The sequence below is a fragment of the Bacillus sp. FSL R5-0654 genome (genome assembly GCF_038008745.1).
Classification (GTDB): Bacteria; Bacillota; Bacilli; order Bacillales; family Bacillaceae; genus Bacillus; species Bacillus safensis.
In genome coordinates this window covers 1,951,155-1,976,653 of record NZ_JBBOZV010000001.1, presented here as the reverse complement: position 1 = coordinate 1,976,653, position 25,499 = coordinate 1,951,155, and the positions used below count along the sequence as shown (strand labels likewise).

Sequence of the window (25,499 nt, the reverse complement as noted above, 5' to 3'; positions counted from 1 at the left end):
TTAATAATAAAATTATGTAAACTAAAAATACCCCATATAAGCATTAGCCTATATGGAGCATCGTTTTAAAAAGGGGTCCATCTCACTTGCTGTGCTTGCTTAAGCCTAGCTTCTGGCTCACGCCAGTCGACTACATTCCACCAACGATCGACGTATTTCGCTTTTTCATTCAAATATTGAAGGTAGTAGGCGTGCTCCCATACATCAAGGGCTAGAAGGGGGATCACATCCCATTGTGACAAAAATTGATGGCGTTCTGCTTGTAAAATCTCTAATCGCTGAGATCTGGGCGCCCATACGAGAATGGCCCAGCCAACACCCTCTACTTGTTTGGCCGCTGCTGAAAATTGAGATTTAAATGCATCATAGCTGTCAAACGATTGTTCAATGAGACGAAGCATTTGTCCAGTGGGCTTTCGTTTTCCTGAAGGACTCATGGAAAACCAAAAAATACAATGTAAATAGTGCCCCGCACCATTGAAGGCAAGCTCCCGTTCCCAATGTTTGATCATTTTAAAATCATTGGTTCTTCTTGCATTTTTTAATGCAAGCTCAGCTTGGTTCAAACCATCTACATATGATTGGTGATGCTTCTGGTGATGCAAATACATAATTTCTTTTGATATAAACGGTTCTAGTGCATCATACCGGTAAGGGAGAGGAGGTAACTTGTGACTTCCAGCTGCTACCTCTCGCATGTCTTCTTGTGGGTTCAGGTCCTCAGCAATACGTTCTGCCAGTTCGTACCACTCTTGTTCACTGGAATGTTCATCATCCATTGAAAACCATAAATGGTCTACTTTCTGACGGATGTTGTCATCTTGAATCGCGGGTTGAATGGAGCTAAGCCACTCTTTAAGCTGCAAACGGTACTCTTCCTTATTCATTCTTACGCCTCATTTCTTCTAAAAATGTGGAACAAGCCATCATCGGAAAGACAAATGGGTAGCTATGATAAGTGATGTAAAATTGCTTTGGCAGGCCAATGCCTACTGGATAGTGCAAGGCTTCACTCGTATGCTGATGATGGATCAAAAATGAGATGGCTTTTAAAATCGTTTTGTCATCTGGCTTCTCATATTGTAAAAGTGCCTCTGCTGCCCAAGCCGTCTGAACCACTGTGCCAAACGGAAGGGGGACATACGTTTTTACCTCTGCACTTTTACACGATTCTCCGAAGCTGCCATCTTCTCGTTGAATCTGCTTTAAAAATCGGCATGCTTTTTGGACAGCAGGATGGGTGGAGGGGATGCCGGCCGCTTTTAGACCTGTTAATGCTGCCCACGTTCCATAAATATAGCAAACACCCCACCTGCCAAACCATGAACCATTTTTCTCTTGATGATCTAGGAGCCATTTGACACATTGATCTTTTTGCCTCTGAATAGGCGGTGACATGTTTTTCTCTTCAAGACCAATGAGATGAAGCACGCGGCCTGTAATATCGGGAGTCGATGGATCAATTGCTGCATCCTCCGCAGATTCAAGCGGCAGATGTCGAAGCAGGAAGTGATCTTGATTTTTTTCAAAGGCAGAGAATCCGCCGTCACGGTTTTGCATGGAAAGAAGCCAATGAAATCCTCGCTTCCACTGAACTGGTGCGTATGTTTTCGGAATGGCTTTTAATACAATTTGCGTATCATCACAATCAGGGTTATTCGTATTGATATCTGAAAAACCAAAGCCTCCCGGAGCAGCATGCCGGTTATGAATCGCCCAATCTGCTTTCTTCATTTGCTGCCGGTTCAATAAGTATGAGAAAGACTTTGTGATGACTGGGTCTTCTTGTTTTTTGCCAGCTTTTTGAGAAGCATAACTGACAAGCGCTGTATCCCAAACTGTGGATGTGGAATTTTCTGCATACATTCTGCCCTGACAGACAGTGACTAGCTTTTTCATGCCTTTGACTGCTTTTAAAATGAGATGATGTCCCGGCGAGTATCCAAGACTCATCAGTGCATAGACCATAAAAATACTTGCACTTAAATAGCTGTACAGTGTGCCATCTTTTTCGAGGCGGTCAAACATATATCGCTTTGCTGCTTCATATCCGAAAAAGTCCAGCCGGCTGTCAAGTGCTGTATACGATCGCATGTAAGTCAGAAAGTGATGAGTGGAACGTTCTTCTTTTGCCATAAACCAGTCAAATGGATTTTTAGTCATGTTTGCATCAAGGTGTGCTAGGCTTGGGAATTTCTCATGAGAGGTATATCGTTTGTTGAGTGCAATCATCATTGGCACAAAGTGAATTCTTGCATAAGCACTAAGATGATAGAAGTGCAGCGGAAAGTATGTAGGGATGAGTAAAAAGGAAAGTGGTGCATAGAAATACGGCCAAGGGTGCATGCCGTTGACGGCGAGCATCCACTTTGTCATAAAGTGAACGTTCTTTAATCCGCCTTTTGATCGAATAAATTGCGCTGCTTTTTCCATATGAGGCTCATCTTGTTGAAACCTGCCTGAAACAAGCATTCCGCAATAGCCCTGCACAGTGGCTGTTACATGTCCCGTTTGATCATGATACAAAGAAAAAGACCCATCCTCATTTTGTTTTTCGCGTATCGCTTCTGCTAATTGATGAACCAAAGCCTGATCCGAATCGCCGACAGCCTTTAACAGCATAATCAAAAAAGCATTTGTCATCATAGGACCTTCAAAGCAGAAAACAAAGGCACCATCTTCTCGTTGTCTTCGCTGCATTTGCATGTGCAATTCTTCAATAAATTCGTTTACTTTCAATTTAAAATCTTGCATATGCGGCCATGCTCCTTTCCTTTCATACTATATTCAGGAGCCGGCCTGTCACATGCAAACACAAAAAAAGCCGATGACAGGGTCACCGGCTCAGCGTGTAGACAAACCCTCGCATTCGGTGTCAGGTCTGCGCGCTGGTGCTCACGAATGTCAATTCGCTCCGCACCAGTGCTCGTCCTTCCTAGACTGCAAAGGTTTTCTATCACGCTGAAAAGAAGACAAAGTGCTAAAATAAAAATCATTTTAGCACTTTGTCAACGATCTGAGCCGATGACAGGGTCACCGGCTTTCTTGACGTCATTAGTCTTGGAGGTTAATCCATACACTTTTGACTTCTGTATAGTTGTTAAGGGCATATGATCCCATTTCTCTGCCAAGACCTGATTGCTTATATCCTCCAAACGGGGAGGCGGCATCAAAGACATTATAGCAGTTGACCCAAATTGTTCCTGCTTCAAGACGTGCAGCGATATCATGGGCATGCTTTAAGTTTTCTGTCCAAAGTCCTGCTGCTAATCCATATTCAGACTGGTTGGCTCGTTCGACCACTTCATCAATGGAATCGTAAGGAATGGCAGATAAGACAGGTCCAAAGATTTCTTCTTTAGCAATGGTCATTTCATCTTCTACATCTTTAAAAATAGTAGGAGAGACGAAATAGCCAGCCTCATAAGGGCAATCGCCCCCGACAACGGCTGTTGCCCCTTCGGATTTACCTTTTTCAATATAGCCTAACACGCGTTCGTGCTGTTCTTTACTTACAAGAGGTCCAATTTGCGTATCTTGATGAAGACCAGCGCCTTGTTTGAGGGATCCTGCATATTTGGCCATTTGATCGACCACTTCATCATATTGGCTCCGATGAACAAAGACTCTGGACCCTGCGCAGCATACTTGGCCTTGGTTAAACATGACGCCATTTAAAGCACCTGGAATGGCTTTCTTTAAATCGGCATCAGGTAAAATAATATTCGGTGATTTTCCGCCAAGCTCTAATGTGACCCTCTTAATGGTTTTAGCCGCTTTCTCCATAATTAATTTCCCAACACTTGTTGACCCTGTGAAGGCCAGCTTGTTCACGTCAGGATGATCAGTTAAGGCTTCTCCGGCTGTTTCGCCAAATCCAGGAACGATGTTAATCACGCCTTCTGGGAAGCCGGCTTTGTCCACTAATTCTGCTAAGTAAAGAGCAGAGAGTGGAGTTTGTTCGGCTGGCTTTAAAACGATGGTGCACCCTGTTGCAAGTGCGGCGCCCATTTTCCACATAGCCATGAGCAGCGGGAAGTTCCATGGGATGATTTGTCCTACAACCCCAACCGGCTCATGGCGGGTATAATTAAAATATCCTTGACTGACAGGAATGGTTTGTCCATTCATTTTTGTCGTCCAGCCCGCATAATAGCGCATGTGCTCAATAGCGAGGGGGATATCTGCATTTGTTGTTTCATTAATTGGTTTTCCGTTATCTAAAGTTTCTAGCTGTGCAAGCTCTTCCTGATTTTCTTCCATTAAATCAGCAAGCTTGAACATGAGGCGGGCGCGTTCAGCGGCAGACATTGAGCGCCAAGGACCATGAAAGGCTTTTTTTGCAGCTTTTACGGCCTCATCAATATCTTTTGCACCTGCTTCATAAACATCAATAAGGGTTTCGCCTGTGGCTGGGTTAGGAGTAGCAAAGGTTTTGTTATCGTGACTTGTGACAAACTGACCATTAATGTAGAGTTTTTTCGTCCCTTGGAGAAAAGATTCGAGTTTTGAACTAATTTGAAGTGTTGTAGAGCTCATAAATAAACAAACCTCCTTAAAGATATGGATTGTTTTCTGCGAGTTCTAGGTGGGAAAAGCGGACATGCAACGAAATTGTATACGCACAAAGATGTAAACGTATACAATTATCATATTACACGACCTGTTTGAAAGCAATCCATAACACTCATTGCATTTCGCGAAAATTTGGCTAAAATAAATGTATAGATGAAAAAAGGAGTTTTTAAATCATGATCCATCAAAACTGGCAAACGGCTCAAACGTTAAAACAGGTAAAATGTGTACATACAAATGCGAAAAAATATATGGTCGACCGGGCATTAACGGTTGGAAGCACATATGAAGTGAAAAATGAAACAGAAGAATTCCTGTTTGTCGTAGACAATACGGGTAAAGTAGGCGGGTATTACAAGGAGTATTTCGAAGATATTTCAGCTGAATGATTTTGATGGTCATCACTCATACTAAGAAAAACAGTAAAGGGTGATGATGATGAAAAAGCAGCAAAATGACGAGCAGAAAAATCAAAATGCATGGCATGAACACGAGGACGCTGATATGGCGATTACGCTTGAACAGATTTCCGATGTGTATGCCGAGGGAACGATTGATACACCAAAAGACGAATAGTCATTTAAAAACAGTGATTTGGCATAATCACTGTTTTTTTATTGGAATGATTCAGCATTTTTCTCGAAAAGAACTGAAACTTTTTTCCTGGTTTAACTGTCTAAATAAGTAGAGGAAAGAGCATCGGATCAAAAAGAAAAAGTTAAATGAAATTTAATCTATTCGTAATGGAATAACAACCATTTATAGCGTATTCTATAAGTGAGAATAAAACGTACCCACAGAGCCGTGTGGCCGTTTTGTCATAAAGGAATTTGATGCAGGAAGAGGGGGTTTACGTGGGTATTTTTTCTGTCAGTAAACAAAATGATAAGAAATTCGAATCCTTATTGATTGAAGGGGAAAGAATTGAGGCTGTTTACAGACTGCGTCACGACCAAATTTGCTTTACCAATAAACGACTGATCTTTGGCGATAACCGCGTATTTTCTAAGAAGAAAGTCAGGGTCTCCTTGCCGTATCGATCAATTGAAAGTTTTGCCATACAAGAAGCTGGCGTGTTTGATCAGGACACAGGTATGCTGCTTGTCACAAGCTCAAAAGTATTTGAACTCGACTTTTCCAAAGAGACGGATTTGAGTGATGTGCAAGCCATTTTGACAAAACATCTTTGCTGATCAATCTTGCGATTACATAGATCATATGCACTTTTCTCATTCTTCGTTCTTATTTTTATAGATCGCACATTGCTAAGCCCTTCCCATCTGATGGGAAGGGCTTTTTTCTGCTTAAGAGTTTGAATGATAGCAAAAAAGGATAAAGATGAAACAGATACAGAAAGGAGAATGAACAATGAAAGTATTAGTTGCAGGAGCAAATGGACATACAGGCAGACTTGTCGTTCGTTATTTAAAAGAAAAAGGACAGGAGCCGCTTGCTCTCATTCGAGATGAAAAACAAGCTGATGCACTAAAAGAACTTGGTGCAGTACCTGTCATCGGTGATCTTGAAAAAGATGTGACAGATGCTGTGAAACAAGCAGACGCTGTCATCTTTGCAGCTGGTTCAGGCTCAAAAACAGGTGCAGATAAGACCATTGCGGTCGATCAAGAAGGGGCAAAACGCCTCGTTGATACAGCGAAAAAAGAAAACATCCAGCATTTTGTTATGCTTAGTGCTTATAATGCAGATGATCCGAATCAAGGAAAAGGGCAAGGAAGTATGGAAACTTATTATGAAGCAAAAAGAAAAGCCGATGAGCACTTAAAACAGTCTGGTCTTTCCTATACGATTGTCCGCCCAGGTGCCCTGCTGCATGAGGAGAAGACAGGAAAGATTGAAGCTGCCGAACATATTCCAGATGATCAAAACATCGAAATTTCAAGAGAGGACGTAGCCATTGTTCTTGTGGAGAGCTTAACAGAATCCAATGTGAAAAATAAGTCCTTTGACTTGATGAAAGGCGATAAACCAATCGAAGAAGCACTTCGCCATCTGTAAGAAAAGAAAGCTGCTGCCAAAGAGGCGGCGGCTTTTTTGATGTTTTCTTTTCCCTTTCAGCGGGAAGGTAATGAGAAAGGAGTGATTGACCGTGGGCTTAACGAAAGAACAACAAGCTGATTTATACGAAAGATTGATTCAATTAAAAGAAGATGTGAAGGGATCAAAAAAGAAAGAAGAATCGATGCTCGTTGAATCGAGTGAGATTTCAAATGGTGTTGGTAATCATATCGCTGATCATGGGAGCATCTATTTAGACCGTATGACAGAACAAACGCTGGATCAGGTCGATGATCAGCTTGAAGGTGAAATCGATGCAGCACTGAAACGAATGGAAGACGGAACATATGGGATATGTGAGAAAACGGGAAAAGAGATCCCATACGAGCGTTTAAAAGCAGTTCCATATACACGTTATTCAATAGATGCAAAGAAAAATGAAGAAACCACTCAAGATCCAAACGAATTTGACCGTTCATTCTCCGATCAAATGCGCGATTTAACAAATAGAGAAACAATGGATCAGATGCATTCAGATACGTATGAAAGATTAGAGGAAGAGCAAGATGCTGATGTAGATGAGGAAAAATAGGATCATAAGCGAAGGTTAAATTTTTTCAGAATAATTTTTTCTTATGTACACATGAACAAATAACTTGTATACATGAGTATTTCATAGAAAAAAGATCTCTTGAAATTTAATAAACTTTCGTGTAATATAGTTTAAAGGCTGCGATGCGCGTAATGTTAATTAAGTTTTAACCTTTAAGCTGTAATAGGGAGTTTTATATTGAAGCCGGAATGTCATGCCTCCTTAGCGAGGAAGACAGGAACGTTTCTGCAAACACCCACTTTGAGGAGTGGTGGTTTAAAACTTTCTTACTTAGATTACGGCATCCGCAGCTTTTCCTAGGATGATTCAAGCCATTTTCCATTTTGGAAAATGGCTTTTTATTTTGTGAAAAAACGAAATTGCACAGTCAGCCGGAAGAGGCATGAATGTATGTTAAAATAGACAAAACAAAAGACGGAGAGGGAATTGGATGTTAGAACAAGCAGAAGCACTCCTGAAACAATACTTTGGCTTTGACGCCTTTAGGCAGGGACAGAAACAAGCCATTGAATCGATTGTAAACAAACAGAAGGATACCGTCTGTATTATGCCGACAGGCGGGGGGAAATCGGTTTGCTACCAGATTCCTGCCCTGATGATGGAAGGAACAACGATCGTTGTATCCCCGCTAATTTCTTTAATGAAAGATCAAGTCGATGCGCTAAATGAGATGGGCATACGATCGTCCTTTTTAAACAGCACACTTTCCGCAGCTGAAATGAATAAAAGGCTGAAAAAATGTGAAGATGGGGAATATCAGCTGCTTTATATCACACCTGAACGTTTACAAAATGAACGTTTTTTTCAGCTGCTTGATCGGTTAACGATCCCTTTAATTGCAATTGATGAAGCACACTGTATATCTGAGTGGGGGCATGATTTTAGGCCGAGCTACCGCTTTATTCAAGAATGTTTAAATCGGCTGACAAAAAGGCCAGTGATTGTCGCATTAACTGCTACAGCCACGAAAAAGGTTCACCGAGATATATGTGAACAGCTTGGCATGAACGAAGAAGAAACCATTTTTACTGGGTTTGCTAGAGAAAATTTATCTTTTCAGGTGGTCAAAGGAGAAAATAGTGACCGCTTTATCACACATTATATGAAGAAAAATAAGCTTGAGTCCGGCATTATCTATACTGCTACAAGAAAAGAAGCCGAAAATATTTACAATCGGCTAAAGAAACAAAAGATCAAAGCTGGCATTTATCATGGCGGGTTAGATGACGATGTGAGAGAAGAGCAGCAAAACCTGTTTTTAAACGATGACATCCAGGTCATGGTCGCTACATCTGCATTTGGCATGGGAATTAATAAGTCAAATGTCCGTTTTGTGATACATCATCAAATTCCAAGGGATATTGAAAGCTACTATCAAGAGGCTGGACGCGCCGGCAGAGACGGGCTCCAAAGTGAATGCATTTTACTGTTTTCGCCGCAGGGCGTACGAATGCAGCGATTCCTCATTGAACAGTCAACAGAAGATGAAGTGCGCTTTCAGCATGAGCTGCTTAAACTTAGACAAATGGTCGATTACTGTCACACTGAGCAATGTCTGCAGCAATTTGTGATGGACTACTTTGATCAATCAGCAAGTGCCCCTTGCCAAAAATGCAGTAATTGCCTTGATGAAAGAGAGCGTGAAGAGGTCACTCGAGAAGCGCAAATGGTTTTATCGTGTACGGTTAGAATGAACGAGCGCTTTGGAAAAATGATGATTGCTCAAGTACTGGCAGGCTCCAAAAATAAAAAAGTGCTTGACCTCGGTTTCGACCGTCTTCCTACATACGCTTTAATGAAGCCGCAATCAGCCCAGCAAATCAGTGATTTCATCGAATTTTTAATTACAGAAGAGTATTTGCACATGTCTGAAGGAGCTTATCCAACATTAAAAGTGACACATAAAGGAAAGAAAGTGTTAGTCGGGCAAGAGGCTGTGTATAAAAAGCAGGCAGTTAAAAGAGAGGCGATTCAAGAAAACGATGCATTATTTGAGCAGCTGAGAGCGGTGAGAATGAAGCTGGCGAGAGAGCAGGGCGTTCCGCCATTTGTTGTATTTTCTGATCAAACCTTGAAGGAAATGTCAGCCGTTCAGCCTAAAACAGAAGAAGAACTTCTCCATATTAAGGGAATAGGCGCTCAAAAAAGAGAGAAATACGGGGATGTTTTTTTAGAAGAAATCCGTTTATTTATAGAAAAAGAGAAAAATAAAAAGATTGAAGAAGAAAAATAAATTTTTTTCGCTGCGTTTGGACACGTTTTCAACAGGAGGTTTCTGATCCTTTCAAAACCTTGATATGGCGGGTAATCGAGCTGTTTTGTGGTCTGATTTACCAATGGAGAGAGATGTTTCATGTAAAGGAACTGTAATCTAAAACATATCGTTTTGTTATTGAATTGACATTTACATATGTTACGATAGCACTCGTTAGCCGCCATAAAAAGCTAACAAGGGAGGATTTACTTTATGAAGAAGACTATTATGTCCTTGGTTGCTGTTGCAGCAATCTCTACAACAGCATTTGGAGCACAGCAAGCTTCTGCAAAGGAAATCACTGTGAAGAAAGGTGATACACTTTGGGGAATCTCTCAAAAAAATGATGTGTCTCTAAAGGACCTAAAGGGTTGGAACAATTTATCAACAGACATGATTTATGTAGGTGATAAATTGACAATCTCTTCAAAAGAGAAAACTCAGGAGCAGTATAAAGTCCAGAAGGGGGACAGCCTCTGGAAAATCGCTCAAAAATTCAATGTGTCAATTAGCGATATTAAGTCTTGGAATAACTTAAACTCAGATATAATTATGATTGGTTCAACACTAAGTGTTGCTGGTCAAAGCTCAGCTCCGGTAAGCTCAGAGCCTGTCCAAAAAGAGCAAACAACACAAAAAGCTGCTCCTAAACAGGAAGCACCAAAAAAAGCTGCTCCTAAACAGGAAACAGCTAAAGCAGAATCATCTTCTGCTAGTCAAAGTGTACAAAAAGAAATGACTGTAACGGCTACGGCTTATACAGCAAATGATGGTGGCATCTCAGGTATCACTGCAACAGGGGTAAACTTAAACAAAAACCCAAATGCGAAAGTGATTGCAGTAGATCCTAATGTCATTCCATTAGGAAGTAAGGTTTATGTTGAAGGCTACGGTGAAGCCATCGCAGCAGATACTGGCGGCGCAATTAAAGGTAACAAAATTGATGTTCATGTACCAAGCAAATCCCAAGCAAAAAATTGGGGCGTAAAATCAGTCAAAGTGAAAGTACTTAACTAGTAACTTATTGTTTTTTGGAAGAAAGCATCAGGTGGCGGCCTGATGCTTTTATTGTACCCTTTTTTTGGTCAAAAAAACACACATTTTTCAGAAAAATTTGCATTTTCGACAAAAAACAGCGTATATTCCATCATACACGCTGTTTTTTTGTCGTTAGCTGTCCACCCAATAAATTTCTCCGCTTTGTTCTTTCCAATTGATTTGGACATCAAATTGGTGCTTTTCATAAAAGTGAATCAATCGGTCCACGTGATTCCAATCTCTTTTGACGAGATCACCTGTAATAACTGGAATGTTCTGCTCCCTTGCGATCTCTTTTAAATGCTTCATACAGATTGAGCCGTACCCATTATCGGGAGGGCCTTTAATATCAGCAATATGAATCTTTCCTTCTTCAGGATATTCCGCAATTAAGGAAAAATCAGATTGTCCGCGAAAAGCTTTTTCACAATCGGTCAGCATGATTTTACATGTATCAGCATTTTCAATGGCAGAGACAATCATCCATTCATCTTCTTTCGCCTGATCAATGCCAATGATCTTTGCCTTTTTCGAAATATCTTTCATATTTTCTTGCATTCGATACATTTGGAACTGCAATTGCTGTAATTCTTGCTCTAACGCCTTCACATCTTTGGGTGTTTCCTGTAAGATTGACAAGTCCATTACTCCTTTCATATAAGAAATGATAAAAATCACATAAATTCCAATTTTAAAGGAAGTGGATGGATCTTTCAAGCCGTTAGAATGCCGATTATCGGCAAGTTTGTCTAAAATTCGACGAAGACAGCGAATTCATTGACTTTATAGAGAAAGTTAAATAACATACTCTTAGTCGGAACTAATAAAGAGAGGTTTTCAAACATGAACGAACAGAATCAAAAACCGAAAAATTTCACCGGCATTGTTGTCATTTTAACAATTGCCATAAACGGATTAATCGCTTTATTATTTTTAATGCCAAAAACAGATAAATTTAGTCATCTGGATATTACATTTCTGCCGTTACTGAATGCCGTGATGAACAGCTTTACGTTTATCTTCTTACTTTCAGCACTCATTATGATTAAACAAAAGAACATTAAAGCGCATAGACGATTTATCTTTGCTGCATTTTCAACAACACTTGTCTTTTTAATTTCGTATGTGACGTATCATTCAATGGCAGCTGATACACATTTCGGAGGAGAAGGGATCATCCGTCCGATTTATTTCTTTATTTTGATTACACATATAGTGCTCTCAGCTATTATTGTACCGCTTGCACTGATTACACTATTTAGAGGCGCACAGATGCAGGTCGAGCGTCACCGTAAAATTGCCCGCTGGACGATGCCGCTTTGGCTCTATGTTAGTCTCACTGGCGTCATTGTCTATATCATGATTTCTCCATATTACAGCTAACGTATGTCCAACTGGACATACGTTCTTTTATTTACAAGATGAAGTGCTTTGGATAGAATGGAAATTGGATATCCGACTAGCACGGTATCTTCCCATCTATAGATTCACATCATTTCTGGCCGTTTGCTCGTTTGGAGATCAACAATTGGACGAAACGGGGGTTATATGATGACTGAACAATTGCAGTATAAACCGGGGCTTGAAGACATTGTGGCAAGCGAAACGTCCATATCATACTTAGATGTGGAGCAAGAGGAAATTGTGATTCGCGGGTACGACCTCATTGAGCTGGCACAAAACAAGACATATTTAGAAACAGCCTATCTGCTTATTTATGGAAGATTACCAGATAAGATGGAATATCATCAATTTCAGCAAGATATATCCTCACAAACGAGCTTACATCCAACCATTCAAACCATTTTAACCAAGCTGCCAAAATCCACTCACCCTATGGATGCGATGAGAACGTGTTTATCTGCTCTTGCAGGGTATGATGACGCATTACATGATCGATCTGAAGCGTGCCAAAAGAGGCGTGCAGTTCGATTACTAGGCCAGCTGCCGGCCATTGTTGCTGGAAGCTATTATATTCTCACAAAAGACGCCGCTATTTCTCCAGATCAGACCAAATCCTACACTGAAAACTTTTTATCCATGCTAACTGGACGCACCCCGACACAAGACGAAATTACCACTTTTGACCAAACACTCACATTATATAGCGAACATGAGCTGCCGAATTCAACGTTTGCGGCTAGAGTGATTGCATCCACGCATTCTGACATGTATGGTGCTTTTACTGGAGCGATCTCTTCATTAAAAGGTGACCTCCACGGAGGAGCAAATGAAGCTGTCATGCACATGCTTCTTGAAGGAAAAACAACAGAAGGATTTCTTGCGCTCATTGAACGAAAATTAGCCGCAAAAGAAAAAATGATGGGCTTTGGCCACAGAGTATACATGAGAAAAATGGACCCGCGAGCCGCTCTTTTAAAACGTTCATTGAAAACGCTTACCGAATCAAAAGGGGATACAATGCTATATGACATGTGTGTAGCAGGAGAGGCATACATGAAAGAGCAGAAAAACCTTTATCCAAATCTTGATTATTATGCTGCACCGATTTATTACGTACTCGGAATCCCTATTTCACTTTATACACCTATTTTCTTTGCTGCAAGAGCTAGCGGATTAGCCGCACATGTTATTGAACAGCATTTGCATAATCGCATTTTTAGACCGAGAGTCCGGTATTTAGGGCCAAGAGGATTAAAGGTTTCAAATGATGATGGAAAAACGGGGGAATGAACATGAACAAAACAGCAGTCGCCAATCAAACAGATCAGCTATTAGAAGAAATCGCTGCCTATGCAGTAGACGGAGAAATTACAAGCAAAGAGGCCATTGAAACCGCGCGGTATGTGCTCATAGACACGCTCGGTTGCGGAATGCTGGCTCTTAATTTTCCAGAATGTACGAAGCACCTTGGACCTATCGTACCTGGAACAGTCGTACCTAACGGAGCAAGAGTTCCAGGCACTTCGTTTGTGCTAGATCCTGTTCAAGCGGCTTTTGATATCGGCTGTATGATCCGCTGGTTAGATTATAATGACACGTGGCTTGCACAGGAGTGGGGGCATCCTTCAGATAACTTAGGCGGAATATTAGCTGTAAGTGATTATATCAGCAGAACTCGCCTTGCAAACGGAGAAGAGCCGCTAACGATGAATGATGTACTGCATGCAATCGTCAAGGCACATGAAATTCAAGGTGTCCTTGCTTTAGAAAATTGTCTAAATCGAAATGGATTGGACCATGTGTTATTTGTCAAAGTGGCAACAAGTGCAGTTGTGTGTGCAATGCTTGGCGGAACAAAGGAAGAGGTCCAGCATGTTTTATCACAAGCGTTTGTTGATAATTCCCCGCTTAGGACGTATCGCCACGCCCCAAACACAGGATCGAGGAAATCATGGGCAGCGGGGGATGCAACAAGCCGCGGAGTGAGGCTGGCAATGATGACACGTAAAGGGGAAATGGGTTATCAAACGCCCCTCAGTGCAGAGAAGTGGGGCTTTGAAGATGTTCTGATGAAAGGAAAACCACTTACGCTCGCCCAGCCCCTTGGATCATACGTCATAGAAAATGTTCTCTTCAAAATTGCTTATCCTGCTGAGTTCCATGCGCAGACTGCTGCAGAGGCGGCTGTGATGCTGCATGACGCTGTAAAAGATCGTTTAGATGAAATTGACCGGGTAGAGATTACGACACATGAGTCAGCGATTCGGATTATTGATAAGAAAGGACCGCTTTATAATCCGGCAGACCGTGATCATTGCTTGCAGTATATTACAGCTATTGGACTGATCTATGGTGAACTAACAGCTGACCATTATGAAGAAGAAACGGCGCAAAATCCAGCCATTGATCGTCTTCGTGATCGAATGATTGTGAAAGAGGATAAACGTTACACAGAGGATTATTTAGATCCGAAAAAGAGATCGATTGCAAACTGTGTACAAATTTTCTTTAAAGACGGGACGATGACAGACCGAATTGAAATTGAATACCCGCTCGGTCATCGCAGAAGAAGACAGGAAGGCATTCCGCTGCTTGAAAAGAAATGGCTCTATCATTTAAAGACAAGATTTCCACAAAAGCAAGTGGATCAAATTGTGTCACTCTGCCAAAATCCAAATCAATTAAAAACAACAACAGTGCCAGCATTTATGGACTTATTCGTCATATAAGGGGGAGCTAGTGTGTGGATCGTGAATGAAGAAAGAAGTCAGGCTGATTTAGCCGCAGCCTTTAAAGAACAAATGAACAAATCAGCTTTATTTCAAATTCCAGGCGTTCACGATGGAATGTCTGCGCTCTATGCGAAAAAAATGGGCTTTCAAGGACTCTATTTATCAGGTGCCGCTTTTTGTGCCAGCAAAGGACTGCCAGACCTCGGCATGATCCATTCAACAGAAATGGCTGAAAAAGCGAAGGAGATTATTCGAGCTTCCCAGCTGCCGCTTTTGGTCGATATGGACACAGGTTATGGCGGTGTTTTAAATGCAGCAAGAGCGGCAAAAGAAATGGTTGAGAGCAAAGTGGCAGCTGTTCAAATTGAAGATCAGCAAATGCCGAAAAAATGCGGGCATTTAAACGGGAAATCACTCGTTCCAGTAGAAGAAATGGTCGCAAAAATCAACGCCATCAAACAAGCGGCACCAACGCTTTTGGTGATTGCAAGAACCGATGCAAAGTCTGTAAATGGAATGGAGGATGTCATCCGCCGGGCCAATCTTTACGTAGAAGCAGGAGCTGATGCTATTTTTCCTGAGGCACTCATCACAGCAGAGGACTTCACGCATGCGTCAAACCATATTAAAGGTCCGCTCCTTGCAAACATGACGGAGTTTGGCAAGACGCCTTATTATCATGCAGACGAATTTTCTGTATTTGGATTTCAAATGGTCATTTACCCTGTGTCATCACTTAGAGTTGCTGCAAAAGCGTATGAGCGTTTATTTACAGAAATCATGGAAAAGGGAACGCAGCAGGGGATACTTGGGGATATGCAAACGAGAAAAGAGCTCTATGAAACGATTCATTATGATGAATATGAGGAAATGGACCAGCATTTAGCAAAAACGATCCTCCCGGAAATTGGGAAAGAACAGCGATAAAATGAAAAGCACTTCCTTGACGGAAGTGCTTTTTTTACGATGATGGTGTGGATGAAGAAGCCAATTTCATCTTTTCTTCAACTGTTTTCGTTTTTTCTTTTACTTTTTCAGCGTAAGTGAAGTCACCGTAGCAATACGGATAGCGGAAGTTATCTTTATTGCCGCCGCACGTATAGACCTCGGGGTTTCGTTTCACTTGCTTTTTGGAGTATTGCTTTGCCAGTTTCTCGGAATGTTTTCCCCCGTTTTTTGCAACAAAATCAATATAGCCGATTCCCATGTTATAGCTTTGAATAATGGTTTCCAAATCAACGCCTTTTTTCTTCCCATGCTTGTACATAGTCGAAAAATGATGGACTCCTTGTTTAATGCTTTTCTCAGGGTCATTGATTTCATTTCGTTTCAAACCAAGAGATTCAGAGGCCTGCATTGGATCTCCGCCCCTGCCTTTTGATTCTTGATACATCATACCGAGGATTAACCCGGTATACTGATCTAAATCTTGATCTCTTAACTCTGTTTCTACAAGCGGTTTGTAATCATCCAATCTCGACAAAACAATTGATTCCGTATCAATCGGCAGCTTTTTTAACTCCTTTTGATTAAAGGAGATGGCAATGGCTGCTAATACGAAAACAAAGAGAAAAATCGTGAAACAGCCTGAAATGGCAAAACATCCTGTTTTTTTCTTTTTCAAGGTCAGTTCACCCCTGTTTTGCCCCGCTTTTAAAAGGGAAGTACAGCCTTTTCATTATGCCATATCCTGTGCAGGATACCAAGTGAAAACCTTATAATCAATCATATCCAAACGTAAATTCAGATCTTGTTTTCAGCCTGAAGCAGAAATAAACAAAACCGATAATCAGCCAAATCATGCCAATGATTAATGCATTTGTACTAATGCTCGTTAACAGCCAAATACAAAACGCCGTCCCGCATAGAGGGATCACGGCATATCTCAATGTATTCAGTACACCTCTTTGTTTTTGTTTGACGAAAAAGTACGCAAAAACAGACAAATTCACAAAGGTAAATCCAATTAAGGCGCCGAAGCTGATAAAGGAATAAATGACTTCAAGTTCGCCAACGACTGCGGTTAATGAGAAAGCTCCGATTAACAAAATATTAAAAACAGGGGTTTTTAATCTCGGATGAATATACCCGAAGAAACGCTTTGGTAACGATTGATCTCTTCCCATTGCATATAAAAGCCTTGCTGCACTCGCATGTGACGATAAGGAGGAAGAAATGACAGCGACCATTGTGCCGGCTAAAAAGAACGAGTGAAGAAATGCGCCGCCCACAAATTCTGCAATTTCAAGTGAGGCTGCATCAGGATGTTTGAACTGCTGAAAATTTGGAAACACCTGCTGCAAAAAATAAGACGTCAAAGTAAACAGTACGCCTCCAATCGCAACTGTTAAGAAAATGGCAAGCGGAATCGTCTTTTTTGGTTTAATGGTTTCCTCAGACATCGTGGAAATGGCATCAAATCCCAGAAAGGAGAAACATAAAATGGTCGCTCCTGAAAAAATAAGCGCTGGATCTAAGCTCGCTGAATAAAAAGGCCGGGCTGACAATAACTCTCCACTGCCAGCGTTTTGCGTGAGCCCATAAATAACAAATCCAACAAAGGTGACAGCGACAATGACCTGAAATGTCACAAACAGCGCCGTAATGTTGGCTGTAAGCCGTATACCGATGACATTGACAGTCGTTATGGCGATAGCAAGTATGATGATCCAAATGTAATGAGGTACATCAGGAAAGGCTGCGGTTAAATAAGCACTTCCGATCGCAAAATTCACCATAGGCAGAAATAAATAATCCAGTAAAAGTGTCCAGCCCACAAGGAAGCCGACATGAGGATGAATACTTTTTTGCGCATATGTATAAGCAGATCCTGCTTTTGGAAAAGCTTTCACCATATTCCCATAGCTAAGCGCTGTCAATAGTAATGCAAGTAACGTAAATATATAAGCTGCAGCGACGTGTCCTTTCGTCAGCTGAGCAACAATGCCGTATGAATCAAATACGACAAGTGGATCCATATAAGCAAGCCCGATCACAACGAGTGGAAAGACAGTCAGGCTGCGTTTTAGTCTTGGCTCTTCAGTCAATTTGCCTATCAGCTCCTCTAAAAATGAATAAATAATGCTCATTTTAAAAAGAATGCTACCAAGTGTCAATGCTATTTGAATAAATCTTTTGTTTAAAGTGTGCCCGCTTTGCACGCCGGACGTTTTAGTATATGATGATACATAGAATAAGTCGTGATTTGACTAACAAGAAAGGTGAAGCGAAATGAAGGAAGAACTGAATACAAATCAAGAACAGGAACGGATGGAGCTGGATGAAGAAAGTTTATTTCTTGTCTCCCAAACGTTTAAAGCCTTATCTGATCCGACACGTATTCGTATTCTGCACCTCTTGTCTCAAGGTGAATACTCGGTAAATGATATCGCAGAAACGCTGAATCTCATGCAATCAACAGTTTCTCATCAGCTGCGTTTTTTAAAAAACCTTCGTCTCGTGAAATCTAGACGAGCAGGGACATCAATCTTTTACAGTCCTGAAGATCAGCATGTGATGGAAGTACTTGAACAAATGATTCATCATGCACAGCATGACTAATAAAAACCTTCCTATATGAGTAGGAAGGTTTTTACGCATGATGCATACGTGTTGATCGTTTACCTGCTTTCATCATTTGATAAGAAAAAACGACATAGTAAGCAGCTAACAGAAAAAAGCTGAGCATGGTCATGGCATCATCACTCACAATATGCTGATATAGTTCAACGACACCAATCTTTGTGAGCGAATGGTTCGTCAGCTCACCCAGCTTAAAACTAAGTCGAGATAAAAATAAGCATAAAATGAAGCTTTCAATCCATTTACTCGTTTTCACATAAAGACGGCCATTTTCTTCTTTCATGCGGATCGTCTCATAGGCATGAACGGCCAGACTGCTTCCAAAGAGCATACCAATAGCGGCATAGATGAAAATGCTGTGATTTTGCCAGCCTTCTAATAAGAGAATAAGGGCAGTGAGTCCAAATACATACATTCTCATCAAAAGACTGATCGGGCGCACAAGCTGATAGCGTCTCATTCGATTCATTCGAAAGATGATGCAGATCAGCATAATGCCCCCAATTATGAATAACTGCCACACGTGATGTGTCATGATGCAACCTCCTCCTGCATGTGCAGGGATGTAAACGAATGCTGGCTGTTCCTTATCTTTACCATTCTTTCATTTTTTATCAAATCAAAACCTACATTTATGAAAAAGAGGAAAAGCATGAAAATCGATCGTATTTTGTCTATTGTGATGCTGCTCATTAGCAAAAAGCAAATACAAGCGAAAGACCTTGCTGAACTTCACGAAGTGAGCGTAAGGACGATTTATCGCGATATTGAGACCATCAATCAAGCCGGGATTCCTATTGTGACAACACAAGGAGCAGGCGGTGGCATTTCGCTTGTTGACGACTATCGTTTAGAGAAAAAATTATTTACCGATGATGACATTGAGCTTATTTTAACTGCCCTTGAAAGCATGACGAGTGCATACTCCTTTAAAGAAAGTGAACATGTACTGAAAAAAATCAAATCTCTCATTCCGCCACAAAGTGATGAAAGCGAGAAACAGCACCATGTCTTTATTGATTTAAGCTCATGGGGGAAAGACAGCCAGGCAGAAAAGAAGCTTCAGCTGATCCATACAGCTGCTTCCGCGCATCAATTCATTCAATTCACTTATCGCAACGCAAAAGGTGAAACACTTCCACGTAAAGTGGAGCCTTATACGCTTGTCTTAAAAGGAAGGCATTGGTACTTGTATGCGTTTTGTTGTGTGAAACATGATTTTCGTCTATTCAAGCTGACCAGAATGACAGACCTCATCACCATTTCAGCATATTTCAGGCCGAAAAGAATCAAAAATGAAGAGAAGCCTTGGAATGACTCTTGGCATGAAGAACCTTCAGTCACAACCCTCACGCTCAGGTTAACGGAAGCATCAGTTGGCAAAGTGAAGGAATGGGTGGATGAGAACGAATTGATCATATGTTCAGACGGGACTTATCTGGCAGCATTGACTGTGCCGCAAGATGATTGGCTGCACAGTTTCCTATTCCATTTAGGACCGGACGTCGACATTGTTTCACCTCAGCACATCAAGGAAGCATTTGATCTCCAATTAAAACAATTTATGAAGCGATTAGAAACTTGACACACTGTTGTCAGGTTTCTTTTTATATGATGGGAGAAAAGGAGATGAGAATGTATGTACGATATCGTCACATTAGAGAAACAATGGGTCAAAGGGTTGTCTGTTCGAACAACAAATGAAATAGAGAAAACAAAAGAGCGGAAGATTGCACCGCTTTGGCAGGATTTTTTTGCGCAGCAGCTACATGGGGGGCAAGCTCCAGTCATAGGGCTGTATTCAGATTATGAAAAAGATGAACATGGTTCTTATTTATTTACAGCTGGGCAATTCGCGGATCAGCAGATCGAACATGTAAAAGAGATTCCTGCGTCCACCTATGCAAGATTTCAAACGAGAAAAGGACCGATTGAAGAGGTCGTGCTTGAAACATGGCACAAGATTTGGACGTGGGATCAGCGTCAATACCGCACTTATACAGGTGATTTTGAATGGTATGATGAAAGATCTATTGATCCAAAAGAAGCGCAAATTGATATTTATATTGCGGTTGATGAAAAAATGATTGCTAAAACTAATACCATTAGTTAATATAAAACTAACGATATTAGTTTTAGGAGGGCAATCATGAGATTAACAACTTTTGACCGTCTGCACCAGCTTACATTGATGCCGCGATTATTTCCGGTAAATTGCTATGTCTTTGAGGAAGAGGAAGGACTCATCTTAATTGATGCTGCTTTAAAAATGGCGGCAAACTCGATCATCGAATTTGCCCGTAAAAAGAACAAACCAATTCATAAGATTATTCTCACTCATAGCCATATGGATCATATCGGCGCATTAGATGAGGTGAAGAAGGCTTTTCCAGAGGCAGCTGTCTATTTATCAAAACGTGATGCACGCCTTTTTGAAGGTGACTTTTCCTTGCTCCCTGATGAACCTCAGCAAAAAATTAAAGGCAGTTTTATGAAAAATATTCATACAAAACCAGATGTACTTGTCGAAGAAGGAGATGAGATTGGGCCGCTCAAAGTGATTGCAACACCAGGGCATACACCCGGCAGCATTTCTTTATACGATGAAAGGTCAGGAGTTGTCATTGCAGGGGATGCCCTTGTGACAAAAGGGGACTTATCGGTTACAGGTGAGTTTCGGTGGAGCTTCCCGTTCCCGGCATTTGCCACATGGGATGCAGAAACCGCATTAAAAAGCGCTGAAAAATTACTAGCGCTGCGCATATCCTGTCTTGCTGCAGGACATGGTGACCTTATCATAGAGCCTCATGAAAAGCTTCAAGCTGCCGTTAAAAAAAGACAGTACCAGCTAAAAAAAGGAGGGCAGTAAACCGTGTCTCCAAGAATGGGAATTACACAAGAAAAAATTATGGATACAGCGGCTGCATTTGTTGATGAAGAGGGCTTCTCCGCTTTGACTATTGCTACATTGTCTAAAAGGCTGAATATCAGGCCGCCTTCTCTTTATAATCATGTATCCGGCCTTCATGAGATTCAGGCAGCACTCGCAGTAAAGGGGCTCTCCATGCTTTGTGAGGAAGGGATGCAAGTCACAGAGGGGCTAGAAAAAGAAGAAGCTGTTTTAGCCTTTGCCAGACAATATGTGCAATTTGTCCGAACACATCCCGGTCTTTATGAAGCTGCCTTTTCACATATGAACGAAAAAGAAGTACGACTTGCAGCAGAGCGCCTTGTTCAGTTTGTTCAATCCATTATGTCACGCTTTGGTGTAAAAGAAGAAGAAATGACGCATGTCGTCAGAGGACTGAGAAGCTTACTGCACGGCTTCGGTGATATTTCTAATAAAAAGGGATTTCAACGAAAAGAACAGCTTGAAGAAAGTGTGAGCTATGCGGTTCGGCTCTATATCACAGGTGTATTGCAAAAAGAAGATCTGTCTATTTGACAGGTCTTTTTTTATAGCAAATCGATATCATAAAGGAGTGTCCGTCTGGCACAATTTTTTAGCGAGAAAAACGAATAAAGATTTGACAGTTTTGTGAAACATGGTATGCTTATTATGTGAAATAATTCACATAGAGGAGTAGAGGCAGATGAAAAGAAAGCCTGTTTATGTGGAAACAACCATTCATGCACCTTTAGAGAAAGTATGGGAATATACGCAAAATCCAAAGCTTCATGAACAGTGGGATTTGCGCTTTTCAACCATTTCATTAAATGGACCTCAAGATGAACAGCCCCAAACCTTTTTGTATGAAAAGCATCTTGGTTTTGGGGTAAGTGTCACAGGGACAGGAGCATATCGAACTAGAATGATGGATGAACGGAATGAACGGGCATCCTCGCTTAAATTTAAATCGTCACACCCATTGTCTTTTATCAAAGAAGGCGGCGGTTATTGGAAATATGTGAAAACGAACGATCATATTGTGTTTCAAACGCAATTTGATTATGAACCGAAAGAAGGAAAAGGATGGGCGTGGGCAGATCGATTTCTTTTTCGCCCGATGATGGGGTTTATGACGGCCTTTAGTTTTGGCGCACTAAAGACGTGGCTTGAAAAGGGTACGCACCCTCGGTTGTTACTGGAGAGAACACTTGCCCATTATGGAATTTGTTTGCTGTTTGCCATCGTCTGGCTGTGCCAAGCGGTTATCCCTTTTTCACATTCTGCTTTTGATCATAGCACCGGGTTTCGGTTGTTTTATGCCCTTATAGGCGTATCATGGCTGATACCTAAGCTATCAAAGAAATATTTGTTCATTCTTCAAAGTGTGTTTCTGCTGCTGATGCTTTGTATCGGGATCCTATCCCCCCAAACGACACTTCATGAGCCGCTTGTGATGAGTGCATTTTTGATCCTATCCATTGCAGGAATGATTAATTTAAAAGATTGTATAGACGTATTTTCGATCAAACGAAAAAGGGGAGGTAGACATGGTCGTTCATCGTCATCAAGTAAAGGATTACGATAAGCTTCATCCAAAATTAAAAGAGAGATACAATCGTGCGTTTACCGCAGAAGGCACTATGGAGGAAATAGGCGGCGGAACGAGGCTCATTCGATTTTTCTTCAAAATTGGTCCACTGTTTCGCTGTTTTTTCCCTGAGAGAGGAAAAAACATTCCTTTCCGGATTGTGAATAAACCCTTTATGACAAATAAGGGAGAGGAGGGCATGCACTGGTTTCGTACGTTTTATTTCCCAAAGAAGGAACGGCACTTTGATGCAGATATGATCATTGATCAGAAGAGTCATAAAGTACTAGACTATTTTGGAAAGCCTAGACTTCTTATGTCAGAGCTTCATTTTAAAGTAACAAAGCATGGGTTCCTTCACATTCAATCCGGCCGGCAGAAGCTGCTCATGTTAGGACGTGAGTGGCCGCTGCCTTCATGGCTTTACGGTGTATCAGATGTCACAGAAGGCTACAACGAGCACGCGGGTGTGTATACCATTGATGTGCATGTGAAAAACCGATTGTTTGGGACCCTTTTTACATATAAAGGCCGGTTTACTGAAAGGGTAATGTCTCATTATGAATAAATGGCATTTGATATCAAGCCTCGTCTTCATGTGCTGTTTTATCGCCACCCGCTTGATGACAGGTCCGGTAGCAGAGTTATTTGTACTGATAGCCATTCTGTTTTTCCTTCCTGCAATTTTAGCCTTTTTTGTGAAGGAAGAGAGGGAGAGTAAGCCGGGGATACTGCTCGGCTTTTTAATGAAAGCCTTTCCATTAGCTGCTCTTTGTGCAACGGCTGCATTCATCTATCATTCTGCCTTGTTTGCATCGGGATGGTTTTTGTATACGATTCTTTTGGCGTTATATGGCTGTACTCGTTTGCTGAAAAGGGGAATCTTTCCGCTTCATGAATTGATCATCGATGGTGCATGGATGTATCTCGCTTTAGGAGGGCTTTGGTTTTGGCTGTACACGGCAGATATACAGGTGATGACCTTTTCACCAATCATCGTGCTTTTGACCGCTATTCATTTTCATTACTCGGCTTTTTTTATCCCGCTTTTCTATGGATTATTAGGGAGACAGCGAGAAAAAGAGACAGCTTTATACAAAGCGGCAGGCTGGGTGATTTTGCTGTCACCTGTGATGATTGCTGTTGGGATTAGCTTCTCCCGTCTATTTGATACGTTCAGCGTCACGCTATATGTCATTGCACTCTACTTGTACGGTATTCTTTGTATGAAAACAAGGTTTCGATCGACTGTGGCAAAAGTGCTGATTGTGTTTTCTAGCTGCGTCTTAATGGGAACGATCGTGCTATCTCTTCTTTATTCTGCTGGCATGCTCATGCGCGTGACCTACATCAGCATTGATCAGATGATTTGGTTTCATGGCAGTATTAATGCCTTTTTTGTTATTTTACCAGGTTTGATTGGATGGCTGATCGAAGGGCCAAAGGATCAATTGAAGCAGAAGGACTTTCCGATATCAAAAGTGCATGGCCGTTTTCATTTGATCTCTTTTCAAAAGGAAGGAATGCATGATCGAGAGAACCTTGGTTTAGTCGATTCACTTGATGATTTAAATGGAACGACATTTTCAGCTGATAGGGTGTCACCTGTGATTCGAAGGTTTTATGAGAACCCGATGGCGTTTACGTTAAAAGCAGCAGTCTGTTTTCATTGGTGGGTGAGGCCGTTTGTTTTTTTACTTCAGCCAGTTTTTAAGAAAATAGGCCAGCTCTATTTGGGGACATCTTGTATCCCGTATGAAATGAAGGGGCGTCTGACTACATTTCAACATCCTAAAGAAGGGCGAAAGAATGTCAGGGCGTGGATCCGTTATAACGAAAAAGGGGAGCAGGTTTTTTTTGCACTTTATGCTCATCATCACGATGCAGCTGCGGGCTATATGAATATTGCGCTGCCGCTTCCATATTCTCAGATGACCGTCATTTTAAAACCTTTTAATGAAAAGGAAGACTTTCTCTTAAAAAGTGCATGTCCAAAAGGCAGTACCGGTGACGAAGGATTGTATTTGCATACACCTTTTATCACCATGAAACTGCCAATGGAAGAAAGCTTTCATATGAAGCCGGAGACAGATAAAAGTCTCACAGCAGTTCATCAAATGAAGCTATTCGGTATTCCCTTTTTAACGATTCATTATCAAATTGACAGCAGGAAGCCATCCTGTTAATCAATGATGTCACATGGTTCACCGTGCCGAATGATGTTCACAATCGCTTGTCCATCACTCGGATGATGATCTGCATACTGGACTGGCAGCAGTGCAAAAAATACATAGTAGACAGAGAAGTAAGCAAATTGATAGAAAAATTGATGTTCTGGCAGGATATCATTGGCGATCATTGTATTCAGTATGAGAACACTGAGCAGGTTGCATAATGATCCGCCTAGGTAGACAAGAATATGCGAGAATCGGTTATTTTTCCTCATTTCTTCATAATGGCAAAATGCATCTAGAAAATAGATTCGTCTAATTTCAACAACACCTATTTTCAATACTTTTTTGCCTCTGCCAAGAGCAAAAGAAACCTTTGCGCCAAACATCCATGCGACCATAATATGGCCAAGCTGATGCAAGATGGCAACGATAGGAAGAATGACGAAAAACGACCAGCAAAATGTCCACATATCTGATAATGTAAACAAGTGTTAACCCCTCCCCAATATATTTGGGAGGAAGCAGTAGGATTATTTGCCATTTTACTGAATTCATTTTCAGGATGCAAATATTTAATACATGACGATAAAAACATTATGTAAACTAAAGGGAAGTTTTTGCGATGAATCGGCT

The 25,499-nt window shown here is 41.3% G+C and carries 27 protein-coding genes and 1 other RNA gene; 20 read left to right on the top strand and 8 right to left on the bottom strand.

Annotated elements, in window-relative coordinates:
* Positions 1-65: 65 nt before the first annotated feature.
* From NSS76_RS09770 to NSS76_RS09760, 3 genes are all read right to left on the bottom strand, one after another.
* Entirely contained in the window at positions 66-887 is an 822-nt protein-coding gene (locus NSS76_RS09770) for a superoxide dismutase (protein WP_206533767.1), read from the bottom strand.
* Positions 880-2,754, bottom strand: a complete 1,875-nt coding sequence (locus NSS76_RS09765; protein ID WP_341082053.1) for a terpene cyclase/mutase family protein — start codon at positions 2,752-2,754, stop codon at positions 880-882. The genes NSS76_RS09770 and NSS76_RS09765 overlap by 8 nt, the downstream gene beginning before the upstream one ends.
* 300 nt (positions 2,755-3,054) lie before the next feature.
* The gene (locus tag NSS76_RS09760; RefSeq protein WP_024422684.1) at positions 3,055-4,539 is read right to left on the bottom strand and encodes an aldehyde dehydrogenase family protein; all 1,485 of its coding nucleotides are present in this window, start codon (positions 4,537-4,539) and stop codon (positions 3,055-3,057) included.
* A 212-nt stretch (positions 4,540-4,751) separates the two neighbouring features.
* Between NSS76_RS09760 and NSS76_RS09755 the strand changes: the two genes are divergently transcribed.
* The 8 genes from NSS76_RS09755 to NSS76_RS09720 all read left to right on the top strand — a co-directional run bounded on the left by NSS76_RS09755 (position 4,752) and on the right by NSS76_RS09720 (position 10,475).
* Positions 4,752-4,964: a DUF6501 family protein gene (locus NSS76_RS09755; protein ID WP_024422683.1), complete on the top strand. Its 213-nt coding sequence runs from the start codon at positions 4,752-4,754 to the stop codon at positions 4,962-4,964.
* Between the two features lie 49 nt (positions 4,965-5,013).
* Entirely contained in the window at positions 5,014-5,151 is a 138-nt protein-coding gene (locus tag NSS76_RS09750) for a DUF4025 domain-containing protein (protein ID WP_075611524.1), read from the top strand.
* Between the two features lie 278 nt (positions 5,152-5,429).
* On the top strand, positions 5,430-5,768 hold the full coding sequence (locus tag NSS76_RS09745) for a PH domain-containing protein (RefSeq protein WP_024422682.1): 339 nt from the start codon (positions 5,430-5,432) through the stop codon (positions 5,766-5,768).
* Positions 5,769-5,943: 175 nt separating this feature from the next.
* Positions 5,944-6,591, top strand: a complete 648-nt coding sequence (locus NSS76_RS09740; protein WP_247721533.1) for an SDR family oxidoreductase — start codon at positions 5,944-5,946, stop codon at positions 6,589-6,591.
* Positions 6,592-6,682: 91 nt separating this feature from the next.
* The gene (locus NSS76_RS09735) at positions 6,683-7,183 is read left to right on the top strand and encodes a TraR/DksA family transcriptional regulator (protein WP_024422680.1); all 501 of its coding nucleotides are present in this window, start codon (positions 6,683-6,685) and stop codon (positions 7,181-7,183) included.
* Positions 7,184-7,315: 132 nt separating this feature from the next.
* Positions 7,316-7,501, top strand: a non-coding RNA gene (gene ssrS, locus NSS76_RS09730) — 6S RNA.
* A 133-nt stretch (positions 7,502-7,634) separates the two neighbouring features.
* Positions 7,635-9,437 carry a DNA helicase RecQ gene (gene recQ / locus NSS76_RS09725; RefSeq protein WP_024422679.1) on the top strand — a complete coding sequence of 601 codons (1,803 nt, stop codon included), beginning with the start codon at positions 7,635-7,637 and terminating at the stop codon, positions 9,435-9,437.
* Positions 9,438-9,671: 234 nt separating this feature from the next.
* Positions 9,672-10,475, top strand: coding sequence for a LysM peptidoglycan-binding and 3D domain-containing protein (locus tag NSS76_RS09720; protein ID WP_341082046.1), 804 nt, complete (start codon positions 9,672-9,674; stop codon positions 10,473-10,475).
* A gap of 153 nt (positions 10,476-10,628) precedes the next feature.
* Here the strand turns inward: NSS76_RS09720 and NSS76_RS09715 are convergent, their stop codons facing one another.
* A complete protein-coding gene (locus NSS76_RS09715) occupies positions 10,629-11,141 on the bottom strand; it encodes a GNAT family N-acetyltransferase (protein ID WP_029708157.1) in 513 nt (170 codons plus the stop codon).
* 198 nt (positions 11,142-11,339) lie between these two features.
* On the opposite strand from NSS76_RS09715, the gene NSS76_RS09710 reads away from it, so the two are divergent.
* From NSS76_RS09710 to prpB, 4 genes are all read left to right on the top strand, one after another.
* Positions 11,340-11,879, top strand: coding sequence for a DUF420 domain-containing protein (locus tag NSS76_RS09710; protein WP_024422676.1), 540 nt, complete (start codon positions 11,340-11,342; stop codon positions 11,877-11,879).
* Positions 11,880-12,047: 168 nt separating this feature from the next.
* Positions 12,048-13,190, top strand: coding sequence for a citrate synthase (mmgD, locus tag NSS76_RS09705; RefSeq protein ID WP_024422675.1), 1,143 nt, complete (start codon positions 12,048-12,050; stop codon positions 13,188-13,190).
* Between the two features lie 2 nt (positions 13,191-13,192).
* Positions 13,193-14,629, top strand: a complete 1,437-nt coding sequence (locus NSS76_RS09700) for a bifunctional 2-methylcitrate dehydratase/aconitate hydratase (RefSeq protein WP_103132034.1) — start codon at positions 13,193-13,195, stop codon at positions 14,627-14,629.
* A 12-nt stretch (positions 14,630-14,641) separates the two neighbouring features.
* Positions 14,642-15,559 (top strand): methylisocitrate lyase, encoded by a 918-nt coding sequence (gene prpB / locus NSS76_RS09695; protein ID WP_268415118.1) that lies wholly within the window; start codon positions 14,642-14,644, stop codon positions 15,557-15,559.
* Between the two features lie 34 nt (positions 15,560-15,593).
* Here prpB and NSS76_RS09690 read toward each other — a convergent pair whose 3' ends face one another.
* Positions 15,594-16,256 carry a lysozyme family protein gene (locus NSS76_RS09690; RefSeq protein ID WP_024422672.1) on the bottom strand — a complete coding sequence of 221 codons (663 nt, stop codon included), beginning with the start codon at positions 16,254-16,256 and terminating at the stop codon, positions 15,594-15,596.
* A 97-nt stretch (positions 16,257-16,353) separates the two neighbouring features.
* Positions 16,354-17,679 carry an APC family permease gene (locus tag NSS76_RS09685; RefSeq protein WP_198457005.1) on the bottom strand — a complete coding sequence of 442 codons (1,326 nt, stop codon included), beginning with the start codon at positions 17,677-17,679 and terminating at the stop codon, positions 16,354-16,356.
* A 184-nt stretch (positions 17,680-17,863) separates the two neighbouring features.
* On the opposite strand from NSS76_RS09685, the gene czrA reads away from it, so the two are divergent.
* Positions 17,864-18,193: a Zn(II)-responsive metalloregulatory transcriptional repressor CzrA gene (gene czrA / locus NSS76_RS09680; protein ID WP_024422670.1), complete on the top strand. Its 330-nt coding sequence runs from the start codon at positions 17,864-17,866 to the stop codon at positions 18,191-18,193.
* A gap of 31 nt (positions 18,194-18,224) precedes the next feature.
* Here czrA and NSS76_RS09675 read toward each other — a convergent pair whose 3' ends face one another.
* Entirely contained in the window at positions 18,225-18,749 is a 525-nt protein-coding gene (locus NSS76_RS09675; RefSeq protein ID WP_024428348.1) for a hypothetical protein, read from the bottom strand.
* Positions 18,750-18,866: 117 nt separating this feature from the next.
* On the opposite strand from NSS76_RS09675, the gene NSS76_RS09670 reads away from it, so the two are divergent.
* The 7 genes from NSS76_RS09670 (at position 18,867) to NSS76_RS09640 (ending at position 24,878) form a co-directional block, all read left to right on the top strand.
* Positions 18,867-19,799 (top strand): helix-turn-helix transcriptional regulator, encoded by a 933-nt coding sequence (locus tag NSS76_RS09670; protein WP_024428349.1) that lies wholly within the window; start codon positions 18,867-18,869, stop codon positions 19,797-19,799.
* 54 nt (positions 19,800-19,853) lie between these two features.
* Complete coding sequence (locus NSS76_RS09665; protein WP_122630990.1) at positions 19,854-20,327, top strand: GyrI-like domain-containing protein; 474 nt, start codon at positions 19,854-19,856, stop codon at positions 20,325-20,327.
* Between the two features lie 36 nt (positions 20,328-20,363).
* Positions 20,364-21,083, top strand: coding sequence for an MBL fold metallo-hydrolase (locus NSS76_RS09660; protein WP_341082030.1), 720 nt, complete (start codon positions 20,364-20,366; stop codon positions 21,081-21,083).
* A 3-nt stretch (positions 21,084-21,086) separates the two neighbouring features.
* The gene (locus tag NSS76_RS09655; protein WP_024422665.1) at positions 21,087-21,659 is read left to right on the top strand and encodes a TetR/AcrR family transcriptional regulator; all 573 of its coding nucleotides are present in this window, start codon (positions 21,087-21,089) and stop codon (positions 21,657-21,659) included.
* Positions 21,660-21,807: 148 nt separating this feature from the next.
* Complete coding sequence (locus tag NSS76_RS09650; protein ID WP_024422664.1) at positions 21,808-22,689, top strand: hypothetical protein; 882 nt, start codon at positions 21,808-21,810, stop codon at positions 22,687-22,689.
* The gene (locus tag NSS76_RS09645) at positions 22,652-23,260 is read left to right on the top strand and encodes a DUF4166 domain-containing protein (RefSeq protein WP_257802549.1); all 609 of its coding nucleotides are present in this window, start codon (positions 22,652-22,654) and stop codon (positions 23,258-23,260) included. The genes NSS76_RS09650 and NSS76_RS09645 overlap by 38 nt, the downstream gene beginning before the upstream one ends.
* Positions 23,253-24,878, top strand: a complete 1,626-nt coding sequence (locus NSS76_RS09640) for a YndJ family protein (protein ID WP_341082022.1) — start codon at positions 23,253-23,255, stop codon at positions 24,876-24,878. The genes NSS76_RS09645 and NSS76_RS09640 overlap by 8 nt, the downstream gene beginning before the upstream one ends.
* On the opposite strand, the gene NSS76_RS09635 is transcribed toward NSS76_RS09640, so the two are convergent.
* Positions 24,875-25,354, bottom strand: a complete 480-nt coding sequence (locus NSS76_RS09635) for a hypothetical protein (protein WP_024422662.1) — start codon at positions 25,352-25,354, stop codon at positions 24,875-24,877. The genes NSS76_RS09640 and NSS76_RS09635 overlap by 4 nt on opposite strands.
* Between the last annotated feature and the right edge of the window lie 145 nt (positions 25,355-25,499).